8 protein-coding genes are annotated in these 12,793 nt (G+C 41.1%); all 8 read right to left on the reverse strand.

What is annotated here, in order from left to right:
* Positions 1–31 precede the first annotated feature (31 nt).
* Complete coding sequence (locus tag GPM24_RS18525; protein ID WP_158828590.1) at positions 32–1,450, reverse strand: glycoside hydrolase family 125 protein; 1,419 nt, start codon at positions 1,448–1,450, stop codon at positions 32–34.
* Positions 1,451–1,520: 70 nt separating this feature from the next.
* On the reverse strand, positions 1,521–2,432 hold the full coding sequence (locus GPM24_RS18530) for an ROK family protein (RefSeq protein ID WP_158828591.1): 912 nt from the start codon (positions 2,430–2,432) through the stop codon (positions 1,521–1,523).
* 108 nt (positions 2,433–2,540) lie between these two features.
* Complete coding sequence (locus tag GPM24_RS18535; protein WP_158828592.1) at positions 2,541–3,563, reverse strand: LacI family DNA-binding transcriptional regulator; 1,023 nt, start codon at positions 3,561–3,563, stop codon at positions 2,541–2,543.
* A gap of 254 nt (positions 3,564–3,817) precedes the next feature.
* Entirely contained in the window at positions 3,818–5,992 is a 2,175-nt protein-coding gene (locus GPM24_RS18540; RefSeq protein WP_158828593.1) for a hypothetical protein, read from the reverse strand.
* Positions 5,993–6,003: 11 nt separating this feature from the next.
* Positions 6,004–7,158, reverse strand: a complete 1,155-nt coding sequence (locus tag GPM24_RS18545) for a glycoside hydrolase family 76 protein (RefSeq protein ID WP_199269788.1) — start codon at positions 7,156–7,158, stop codon at positions 6,004–6,006.
* Positions 7,159–7,255: 97 nt separating this feature from the next.
* A complete protein-coding gene (locus GPM24_RS18550) occupies positions 7,256–9,073 on the reverse strand; it encodes a RagB/SusD family nutrient uptake outer membrane protein (RefSeq protein ID WP_158828594.1) in 1,818 nt (605 codons plus the stop codon).
* Positions 9,074–9,084: 11 nt separating this feature from the next.
* The gene (locus GPM24_RS18555; protein WP_158828595.1) at positions 9,085–12,294 is read right to left on the reverse strand and encodes a SusC/RagA family TonB-linked outer membrane protein; all 3,210 of its coding nucleotides are present in this window, start codon (positions 12,292–12,294) and stop codon (positions 9,085–9,087) included.
* Positions 12,295–12,425: 131 nt separating this feature from the next.
* Positions 12,426–12,548 carry a hypothetical protein gene (locus tag GPM24_RS22320; RefSeq protein WP_255459132.1) on the reverse strand — a complete coding sequence of 41 codons (123 nt, stop codon included), beginning with the start codon at positions 12,546–12,548 and terminating at the stop codon, positions 12,426–12,428.
* Between the last annotated feature and the right edge of the window lie 245 nt (positions 12,549–12,793).

Genomic DNA, 12,793 nt, shown 5'->3' on the forward strand with positions numbered 1-12,793 from the left:
AGATTAATTGGATTTTAAAGTATGAGTGAATTTAACTTAGCAATTGCGGTTTACTTTTATACGTTTTCCATAAAAACTCACCAAAAATGGTGTTAGTCCAAGCAAACCAACTTCTGGTAAATTTGGCTGGGTTATCTTTATGGAATGACTCGTGCATAAACCCTGTATCGCCATGTGTTTTTTGCAGTGTTTGTATGCAGTATCTTATCTCGTTATCATCATTGCTGGTTAATCCTCTGGCGATTATGCTCAGTGGCCAAACCATATCTTTACCAATATGTGGTCCGCCTATACCTTCAGCAGCAGTTCCTTTAAAAAAGAATGGGTTATCTTCTGATAGCAGAAGCTTACGTGTATTTTGATAAACCTGATCGTTAGCATCAATAGCACCGAGATACGGCATAGCTAGTAGACTTGGGATGTTGGCATCGTCCATTAAGTTGTAGCTTCCAAAGCCATTCACTTCATACGCATAAACATTTCCGTGCTTTGGATGATTTACAATAGCATGCTCTTTCAGAGCTTGTTGCACCTCATTGGCTAAAGCAGTTAATTCGTTGCTGGTGTTAGGATCTTTGGCTACAGCGCTCATCATTTCGGCTGCCTGTTTTAAACTAACTACCGCAAAGAAATTAGACGGAATCAGGAACGAATATAAAGTGGCGTCGTCGCTTGGACGGAACGCAGAACAGATTAACCCAACAGGTTTAACAGGATAGCCAAAGCCATTCATTGGCACACCATCGGTAGCCCAGGCCGTTTTGCGCTGGAACGAATATGGCCCATCGCCGTTTTTGCGTTGCTGCTCTTTAAATGTTTTTAGTATAGTTTTTACAGCCTGCTGCCAGTTTTGATCAAAGGGCCGGGTATCACCAGTGTCTTTCCAATAATGATAAGCCAGGCGGATAGGATAACATAATGAATCTATCTCCCACTTACGCTCATGCAAACCCGGTTTCATGGCAGTTATATCATGCTTCCACTCGCCTTCTTTAGTATCGTCGCCATAAAATGCATTAGCATAAGGATCTTTTAAAATGCACTTAACCTGACGGTTGATAACGCCGGCTATCAAATCGCCTAAGTGTTTATCTTGTTTTACAAAAGTAAGATATGGCCAAACCTGCGCTGTACTGTCTCTAAGCCACATGGCATCTATATCGCCGGTGATAACATAGGTATCTGGTCTACCATTTTGTTGGGTATAAGTAACAGTGGTATCCAGCGTGTTAGGAAAACAATTGTTAAACAACCAGCACAGTTCCTTATTTTTTACATTCTTGCTAAATTCAGCAATAGCTTTTTCTACAGCAGCACTGGTAAACTTGCGTTGACCAGGAGCTGTACGAACCACCTTAAATTCAGCCGGTAACGCAAAAGCCATTTTACTACTTAATATACTTCCGGCACCTAAAATACCGGTGTTTCTTAAAAAAATACGTCTTTTCAAAAGTTTGTAATTTAGATTTGTAATTGGTAACTAATTGTAACCAGCAATTAGTTATACTAAAAATAACATTTTAAGCAGATGCTTTACTACTTACTTGCTGTGATAGCAATTCTGCTTCGGGCCAGCTACATGCAGCGCCAATTAGTGCTGCATCCTCCCATAAAGTGCTTTGTTTTATAATTATATTTTTATTGGTAATGCAAGCTAAAGTCTGATTGCCGAATGCGTGCATTCCTTTTGCAATATTACCGCCTAATATAACAACATCGGCTTGCTCTTCAGCAGCAAAGTTATTTAAAAATGTACCCAGGTTATTGCCAAATTCATCAAGTAAACGCTCTTTCAATACCAAATCCGAATCATTAAGTAATTCTTCGACGTTTGTGAGCGTCCGGCCGGTCAATTCATTACACCGTTTTAAAAACCAACGGGTAGAAATGTAGTCTTCCGCAATACCATCGTGCATGGGAGTGATAGCCCTAAAAACATCTGTTGTGATGCCGTTTGCACTTTTAGCCGATCCTAAGCCCGTACCGAGCGTAACACCAATTACCTTTGAGCTGCTATGCATTTTACCAAATACAACCTCTCCGTGCAAAAATGCCTCTGCATCGTTTCTAAACATAATATTATCAGGTTCAATCCCAATCAAATCTGATAATGCCTCACGAACATTCATGCCATACAACGATTCGTACTTGTTCATGCCTTTAATTAAAGACACGCCTTCCGAATAATTGAACGGGCCAGGCATTGCTATACCTATTTTAGTCGAATCTTTTTTAGCGGGATCAACGAGTTTGATGATAGCCTTTGCCCATTGATTTAGAATATAATCGGCTTCACCATGTGAATCAACATGTAGCCTTACTTTGGTATCACTGTTTATGGAACAATAATGCGGCATTACGTGAGCCGCTGTTATATGCGAACCACCTATGTCTACACCAATAAATATATAGTCGGATAGATTTACACTCATGAAGTAATTATAATTGGTTTAGAACTGATTTAACGCAAATATCTAAAACGTTTTAGCAAATGCAAATTCTAAATTACTTTTTGTTCAGATTGTAGCAAACGGACGTTGCTATCGGGATTTAACCGGAGAGGAATTACGGACGATAAAGGTGGTAGGCAATTCAATCTTTTGCAGCTTTTTATCAGTACTTGATTTTTTAAGTCTTGCCAGTAAAAGATTAATAGCATGCTCTGCAATCTTTTCAGTTGGTTGCGATACTGTTGTTATCGATGGTGAATACAGTTCAAAGAGTTCATAATCGTCGAAACTTAAAACGCCAATATCATTAGGAATGCTTAGCCCCTTGCCTGATATTGCTTTTAAGCCGCTAACACATAAATAGTTGGTAGAAAAGAAAATAGCATCTATTTCTTTTTTGCGATCCAAAAATGCAGATATCTGATGCATAGCCTGCTCGCTGCTTTTGTAAGCAATCTCTTTAATGTATTGAGGGAGTTGGTGTTCGGTCATTGCTTTTTCATACCCTACCAACCTGTCCTGCATTTGCGGCTGCAATGAATCGATGGTTATAAAGGCTATATGCTTGTAGCCATTATTAATTAAGTGCATGGTAGCATCATATGCACTTTTTTCGTTTTGAATTATTACGCAATCTGTATCTACACCAGGCGTATATCTATCTATTAATACAACTGGCTTTCCGGCATCTATCAGAATTTTTACATCTTGATCTAGCCCTTCCGGCGGAACGATGATATAGCCATCTACATGCCTTTCGCTGTACATGGCTATTAATTCACGTGTTTTGTCGGTGTCGTTTTCTGTACTGCAATAAATTATTTTATACCCATTTTGATAGGCATTTGCTTCAATAGCACGGGCAATAGCTGAAAAAAAGGGATCGGAAATATCCTCTACCATTAAACCGATGATATTGGTCTTTCCGGTTCGCAAGCTACGGGCCAATGAACTTGGTTTGTAATTAACTTCCTGAACAAACTCCTGCACCCTTTTGACCAACTTTTCACTGATGCGCTTTTCCTGGGCTCTTCCATTTAAAATGAATGATACCGTGGTAATTGAAATACCTAACTGAGTAGCGATATCATTAATGGAAAGTTTCTTCTTCACTTGTAATTAATATGCAGGTTATTGCGCTAATGTAAAAACTTTAGCAAGCTTATTAGCTATGTAGACAACAAGATAAGTATTTATTACATTACACTTATCAATGTGCGTGTTTTTACAACGTTTAGCCATCAAAATAAAAAAATATTTAACTACTAAAATAATTTACCATCTATTTAATTTAATAGCCAAACGCTAGTATAGATAAAATGCTTCTTTTATAATAATTAGCTGTGGTTGAACATTACCTTATACCTTTACCAGTTTACATCAACGTGCACGCCTTCACTATAATTTTCAAAGCCTAGCAATAAGGTACCAGATGCAGCGTCCCATTCATTTTTAGTAATGCTTAACGGCGTTGAATTTATTTGAACAATGACTTTGTTTGGCTTAGCCGGTAACAAAATGCGCATCATGTTATTTGTTTTAGCCGGGCTTTTAGCTACAAAGCTATAATGTGTCTTAGTCGCCACCTCGTCGCTAACTCGGGCAGCAGCAGCTATTACCTGCGGCTTTTGTTTATCTTCAATCTTATTTACATCAAACAAGTAAGCTTGTGTACCAGGCCTAATTGATTTTTGTTGAACAACGGGAAGATTGGGATTAAATAAATCAATAAAAGTTCCATTTAAAGTGAGCGGCTGGCTATTGCTGTTTTCGTCAAGCACAGCAGCAACCACAAACGGGCCGCGCTCTAATATAAAATTGTTTTTTAATAGCAGCTTGCCTGCTTTGGCATCTTCTTCGTATGCCTGCTTAACATTTTTTAGAAAACCGGCATCACCTTGCGTTTGTAATACCAATTCCTTTGGATCTTGCCTTACAATATAAACGTTCCCTTTACCGCATTTGTACTTGGAAAAACCTGCTTGTTCTTTCAATCCTAATAAGCTGAACAAATGTTGTGACGGTGCGCTGTAGCTATTCCCTCCGGTATTCCACCATTCCTTTACCGTTTGGAATGGGTCAGTATCACGTCCGTAGTATAACAATACGCCACCGTTTTTAACCCATGTGGCCAGTTCTTTATGATAAGCGGCAGACAATGGCTTCATGTTGGCATAACTGGCAATTAATACCTTAATATCTTTAAGCGTATTTTTATTAGCCAGATTTTCCATGTGCACAGTTTCAACCGGAATACCGTTTTTTAATAAAGGTAAAGCCATCCCGTAAAAGTTAGAAAGCTGAGGATCTTCATAACCGGCATGATTAGGAAAGCGTTGAAACATCATCGAGTTAGATACCAGAACACCGATACCACGACTGCCGTTCAGTTTATTGCTTGATAAAGGCATTTGATTCAACGAATTGACCATTATCTGCATTTGTGTAGCATACGCCGGCGAGATAGGCTGTTTTTCAGCTTCGCCTTCTACTTTAAACTTGCCTTTATAGATACGATTAGGCCACGGCATTACCTCGTAGTGGTTTACCATGGGATATAGCAGCTGTGCGGTAAAGGTAGCTTGATAGTTAACCTTATAATCATCCCACGAGCGTGGCCAGTCTTCAATCGGGTCAGTTAAAAAATAAATCCTTCTGCCTGTAGGCGCTGTCATAGAAACCATCGAGCCGTATTCCAAAAATGCGTTCTCAAACACACGTTCTTTTTTCAACCCATTGTAATACACTGGTTCGCGCGATGTGCCAGTCCATACCTGAGCTATATAGCCATCCATGCCGTCCAAGTTGGCCAGGCTGGCCTCCGGACTTACAATTTGCCATGACGAATAATTGAGCAGAGAATGTGTAGGCACATAACATTTAACCGTACGATTAAGGCTCTGGCTATAGCTTTTTACGTAAGTGAAAATTTCTTTTAACGCATTGAAATACAAATGATATTTCAGTTTGGAAGACAAATAGGTTGCCTCAGGCGATTCGTGCTGTGGCATCCAGGCAAAGCCATAATACTTTTGCCATTCTTTCTTGAAAGCATTACCGTAGCCGGCACGGGCCCAAAATTCAGGTTCTTCTAAGTATATAGCCGTTACCCCTGCATCAATCGCTCTTTTTACATGCGTTTTCATGTAATTTAAAAAATTGGAAGACGGCACGATGTATGGCACGTTTTGGCCATGCCAAATGGTTTCGCCATTGCGCATTACCTGACCTTCGTCCAGGTGGTTCTTACCGTCCCACTCGCCCAAAAAATAATCTTTGTATTGGCCCCAGGCTATTCCGGTCATAAATTGCACTTCATAGCCTTCGTCGCGATAACTTTTAATGCGATCTTCAAAATGGCCGCCGTCGTCATTTACGCCATATACCATGGCAATGTCGGCTCTTACATCATAATCGGAACTCCATGGAGCAGACGCCTGGAACGATGTTTTCTGTTTGGATTTTACCTGTGCATTGGTATTATGCACACACAATGCAGACATACCAGATAGCAACAGGCAGAAGTATATTTTTTTTCTCATGGTGATATAAATTACTTGCTTGGCGCAAACAGTTGCATAAAAGCCACGGCACTGCTCGATTCATATGATTGCACCACACCAGTGGGGCAAGAAATCTTATAGTTCCGGTGCATAATATTACGTGTTTGATCCCGATTGCCCCAAGCGGTATTTGCATTATATACTGCCCATTTATCATAACCACCTTGCGGATCTACCTTAGCTAGGTCCACAAGATACTGTGCAAATATTGCTTTTAACACGCCTTGTTCGTTAAAATCGCCTTCTGCCGGTAAAATGCCGTTCGTGTCGCTCATGGTGCTTTTGGTGTACTGCGCTGCCAGCTTTGCATCATTCAGATAGCTTTGTTTGCCGGTAACTTTGTAAAGCAGCAAAGCCGCGCCAATACACGTTCCTTGATTGTAGGTATAATCCTCATATCCTGGATTGTTGTCACCTATTTTATGATCGGCTACTCTACCCTTGCCTATATCAAATAGATTATCGTGTGCCCAGGCGTATACTTCCTTCGCCTTCGTTAGGTAGGCTTCATCTTTTGTAATCTCGTACAACCGCATAGCGGCAATAACGGTTGGGTAATTGATGCAGGCATTTTTGCCGCTGTGTTTAAAATCCCAATACATACCACCTTTTACCTGATCATATGAGCCATCCCAGATATGCTGGAACCCAGCTTTTGCTTTAGTTAGATATATTTGATTATTGGTGATGCCGTATGCGCGGGTTAGCGCCATTACCCACCACATCATGTCATCATAAATGAACCAGGTGGTGTGATTCTCCCAATTGTAACCATCATAGCGTTGGTAACCGCCGTCGTAGATGTCGGTAATCATTTTATAATATGCCGGATCTTTAGTCCGTTCGTAAGCGTCCATCACAATATCCCAATAAATAGCCTGTGTCCAGATTGCGCCGATGCCTTTCTTTTCGGTAGTGCTGTAGTAAAGCTTGTCGGTAGTACTATAATAAACGGTGTTGAACGCATTGAATGCAGTTGTAGCGTCTGTTGCAGAAAATGATTTGCTCTCTGTAACTAACGGAGGTTTAGAAGGTGCTGTGATATCTGTAGTTTCTTTTTTACCGCACGAACTGATGTAGATTGTTGTTGCAAGCCCCCCTAATAAAAGGATTTTAGCTGCAGCACGGATATTCCAATTCATCATAACAATTTCCATATAGTAATGTAGTGAATTTTTTAATTAAATAAGATCAGGATAGAACTACCAGAAGCAATTCTATCCTGATGTATAAGCCGACTGACTACCAGCCTGGGTTTTGCACCATTAAGTTATCTGCATTTACGTCTTTTGACGGTATTGGAAACAAATAGTGTCTTTTTGTAAACACGCGCGTTTCAAACGGAATAACAGTAAAGAACTCAGGCGCATTTTTGGTAATGTTTAAGCCATAAATAGGTCCATTATCTGTTGTTTCTGCAATTTTCCAACGGCGGGTATCAAAGAACCGCACATTTTCAAATGCCAGTTCTGATCGGCGTTCTTTCCTGATTGCATCGCGCATAGCTTCTTTGGTCGCCGGCACAGGTAAAGCATTAGTACCAGTTCCATATTGTGGTATACCCGCACGCTCACGTATCTGGTTCAAGTATTTTAAAATATCAGGATCGCCTGGGTTCGATTCATTCAATGCTTCGGCATAATCTAAAAATAAATTGCCTACACGATATAGTATAACCGGACGGTTGCTCTCGCGCCAGTTACCTAAGCCCATTGCTTTACGCACTGCATAACCTGTTACCGTATAATCATTACCACCGGTTGCTTTACCAGAGTTACCATTGGCAGTGAATTCGGTAATAATGTTACCGAAACTGGTGTTAAGCCATACGCTGTTATGATAAGTGATATTTACATAGAAACGCGGTTCGCGGTTAACCCACTGGTTGAACGTGTTGGTGGCAATAGGACTGCCCGGCGCTTGGTAATCTGTAAAGCCGGCGGTTTGATAACCTGATGCCGGATCATCTATGCTACGGCCATTCGCCGTAAAAAATGCATCTACCTGGTTTTGGGTTGCACCTAAACCTGCCGAACCTCTTACTTCTGACGGTTTGCCGCTGTGATAAGGTGTCATTTCGTATTGACGGCCTTCAATTGAGGCATCTAGCCTTGACATAATGATTTCATTATTGAATTTGTCCAGGAAAATATCCCGGCAAGACAGATAAGGATCAAATACGCCTGACGAATTATTTTTTCTGAACAAGCTGTAAGTATTTGGCACAAATTGGTCTATATAAGCCTTATAAGCGTCAGCGGCTCTTTTCCACTTGGTGGCATCAAAGCTTTGGTTCACCAGTTGCTTGCCATCTTTATTTTTGAGATTGGCCAAATCGGCGTTACCATTATATAATGGACTGGCTGCCAATAAATAAGTTTGTAAACGATAGCTTAAGGCCATGCCTTTGTTTATGCGTCCGTAATTATTGTCGCCATTATTAGTTACGGGTAGATTATTAGCTGCATTCTGTAATTCTGACGCCACATAATCTACACACTCATCAAAACTGTTGCGTGGTAAACGAACGCTTTCTGACGGTGCATCAGGTTCAATCACATCTTCGCCAAGTATTACCACCGGCCCATATAAGCGCATTAAATAGAAATAGTAGATAGCCCGCAATGCTCTTGCTTCATTTTTGAACTTCACTTTTTCTTCGGGACTAATATCCTGATTCACTTTATCAATGTTTGCCATAAAGAAACTGGCAGAGCGAATGCCTCTGTAAAAGTTGTTCCAGTAATCGTTTACGAACCCAGAATTTGCATCCCAGCTTCCGATATTTAAATTGTTGGTTTGCGCAAAGCCCCATACATACTCAGCTTCATCAGAACCAGCCGTCCATAAACCGGCGCTTTTGCTTACATCCGGATTTCGCTGACCAAACTCGTCGGGAATAAGGCTATACACGTTATTTAAAAATCGCAAAGCAGTTGCACGGTTCGAGAAAGTTTCGTCGAGGGTTAACCTGTCGTCGGGCACTTGCTCCAGAAATTTTTTACAAGAAGTAGCTGATGTCAACATAGCCACTATTAAAATAGAAATATATTTTTTCATGATTTAAAATCTTAAAACTTAACATTCAGGCCTAAGGCCAACGTTGAGGTAAGCGGATATTTAGAGCCATTTGCCCTGCCATCTATATTGGTATTTAATTCAGGATCCCAAAGTTTCCACTTACTGAAAGTTACCAGGTTGTTGCCTATTAGGTATACCGCCAAATTGTTCATGTGAAGCTTTTTAGTAAAGCTTTTGGGTAAATTATAGCTTAATTGAGCACTTTTCAAGCGTAAAAAGCTTACATCTTTTACCCACCATGAACTCTCGAGTGTGTTATTGGTATTGTCAGCCTCGCCGTATGCCAGTCGCGGATAGAAAACATCCTGGCTTGGGTTGCTAGGTGTCCAGCGGTCGGTAGCAATACTGTAAGCGTTACTTAAGCCGCCGCCACCGTTGAACGGAAAAATGCCTGATCCGCCAAGCATAATATCGGCATTGGATATTCCTTGAAACAATGTACTTAAAGCAATGCCTTTATACGATGCACTGAAACCAAAACCATATACGGTGTTCGGAACATCTCCCCTGCCAATTTTAGTTCTGTCGTAACTGTTGATTAAACCGTCGCCGTTTAGATCTTTGTATTTGATGTCTCCCGGTTTAATGCTTTGTTTCGATCCCGGCGTAGCACTGGCATCAATTTCTGCCTGGCTGTCAAATAATTTTTCGGCAACGTATCCAAATCGGGCAAGCACATTGCTACCCACTTGGTTCATCCAAGGATAAGGCTGAGGCGGCAAGTCGTTTTCAATAAGTTTATCTTTATTGTAAGTAAATGTGCCTCGTAAACCAATATCTACCTGCCCTGCTTTAAAATTATATTCCAGTGTTGCATCAACACCACGATTGTCAACGACACCTAAGTTGCCATACGGCTGATTGACTAAGCCGACATAACCTGGTATAGACTGCCGTTGCAGGAAGATACCAGTACGGCGCTCTTTAAAAAAGTCGACGATTAGATAAAGGTTGTCTTTTAACGTTCTAATTTCAACGCCTAAGTCTTGCTTACGTGACTCGGCCCAGCGTATATCCACGCCGTAATCAGACACATTAATACCACCGTTGTTATTGTTGGTGTAATTTCGGTCTAACTGATAACCAGCAGCACCGTCGGACAGTAGCGTCAAATAAGCAAATCTGCGGCCCACCAAACTGGCGTTTGATATTTTACCGATGCCGGTTTTACCGTCAGAATATCTGAATTTCAAAAATGATATAATATTTTTAAATGGCTCCCAAAACTTTTCGTTTGAAGGAATCCAGCCTAAACCAAAAGCCGGGAACGCACCATAGCGGTTTTGAGGACTAAAAAGCTCTGAACCGTTGTAACCGTAGTTCAGTTCGGCAAAGTAACGATCATCATACGAATAAGTTGCACGAGCTGCTAAACCCACAAAACGTTCCGGAATTGAAGCCGTAAAATCACCGGCAAAAGGATTTGAATAATCTTGACTATATCCTAATATCAAACCACCTACACGGTGTTTTCCAAAAGCCCTATCGTAGTTTAAAGAACCTTCATTGTAAAATCTGCGGTTCCCCCCGCGGCTTGGTTCGTAGCTTAGATAATTACCACCGCTGGTAAAGGTTTGAATTAAATTTAGCGTTCCGTCTGGTTTATAAGGAGAATTTGTTCCAGGTACGTTTTGTATAAAATAGGTACTTTCTCTCTTTGACCGTCTGATGAAGTTTTCGTTGTAAGAGTCGAACGAAATCATGGCCGACGCGGTCAAACCCGGTGTAATCATTTTCAGGTCTTGCGTCAGGCGCAAGTTGGTATATATCTGATTTAAAAATTCGGTACGGTAACCTCTTCTGGTTAAATCTGCATAAGGGTTCCTGAATCCTCCGTTTGATGAACGGCCGGGAATGAAACCACCTGGGTAAATTTTTGGATATTCTACTGGAGAAACATCCAACGCCGACCTAAAAATATCTTGGGTATTTTCGCCAGGGTAATTACCTGTTGATGCGTATCCTTGTATACCCAATGCCAATGAAGTGGTATTGGTGAGTTTCAGATTCAAATTACTGGTGAAATTATAACGCTTGTAATCTAAAGATGAATTGTACTTAGTCAGATCATCAGTTTTTAAAAAGCCGGTTTCATTGTAATAAGCTAGTGATACATAATATTGTGCGTTATCAACGCCGCCACTAGCGTTCAAATTAGCCCTGCGCATACGGCTGTATTTGTTAAACAGCTCGTCCATCCAGTTCACATTAGGATACAACAGCGGATCAACACCTGATGCTGTATTGTTGATATATTCCTGGCTGTACTTTGCTGCCTGCCCTCTACCTGTCAACGCTTCGTTTGCCAGGTTCATGTAGTTTACGCCTTCGAGCATTTCGGGCCTGCGGGTAAATGTGCTTACGCCTTCGTTATAATCAAAAAATATGCTGGGCTTACCAACTTTGCCGGTTTTGGTTTTTACTACAACTACACCATTTGCACCCCTTACACCATAAACCGCTGTACCAGAAGCGTCTTTTAAAACGGTGAACGACTCGATATCCTCCGGATCGATATTGTTAATAGAACGTTCAACACCATCAACCAAAATTAGGGGAGAGCTAGAATTACCACCAAATGTGGCAATACCCCGAATCCAAATATCTGCGGTACTGCGTCCCGGTTCGCCGCTACGTTGCACGCCCACTACACCTGCTATACGACCTGCTAACGATTGTGTAATGCTGGCCACCGGTTGCTTCAACTCTCGAGGACTTACAGTTGATTGCGCACCAATTAACGACACCTTACGTTGCGTACCAAAACCTACCACGGCAACTTCTTCCAGTGAATTGCTGCTTGGCGTTAGTTGGATTGCAAGTGTTTTCTGGCTGCCTATGGTCACCTCTTTAGGTTCGTAACCAATAAAGCTAACAACCAGTACCGATGACTCTGACGGTGCATTTATGCTAAAGCTACCATTTACATCTGTAACGGTAACCGTAAGTGCGCCTTTCACTTTCACACTGGCTCCGGGTATCGGTAAGCCTTTTTCGTCTTTCACTATACCTCTGATAACGATATCAGCTGCGTTATTTTTCAACCGCTCGGTTACAGTTTTCTCCGTTAAAGGATTATGCATGCCGCTAGCCGAAGCTTGCAATGCTAAACTTACTGTTAGAGAAACGGTTCCCAACGTCAGGGCGTGTTTTCGCACATTAAGCTTAGGCTTAATTAGCTTAGTAAACTTTTTGTTCATAATAAATTGGTTTAGTTTTAATTGGTTTTACAAGCTTATACTGTAAACTTTGTAGAATTTGAGATGAGGTTTTGGTTATGTTTTAGACAAATTATTTTTAGTTGTTGGACGAGTAGGAACGTCTGTCGCCGTTACTCCAGTGCGTCGACAATAACAAACGAGGTGTCGCATTTAGGGAATGAAAACCTAAATTGCACCGTACGCTCGATTGGCGTTAATTCGGCGGTAACATCATTGGTAAACGTTTTTCTCACTTGTAATCAGGCAATATGGTTTAATGATAGTTGCAAAATCACCAACGAGCGATCAACGCACATTCAATATAGCATCGGAAACGATGAACGAATTTCACTTTCCAGCAAAGCATTTTATGCAGACCAGGCATTAAGAACTCATCGAAAATGAAGTACGGCTAATTGGTTTGTTGCAATATCAATACTTGTGAAATCGCAGAGCAATTGTAGCAGACTGCGCTTAAAAGAAGGGTTAAAAGAAGGGT

Origin of the sequence: Mucilaginibacter lacusdianchii, from assembly GCF_009770985.1 — a bacterium.
Taxonomy (GTDB): domain Bacteria; phylum Bacteroidota; class Bacteroidia; order Sphingobacteriales; family Sphingobacteriaceae; genus Mucilaginibacter; species Mucilaginibacter lacusdianchii.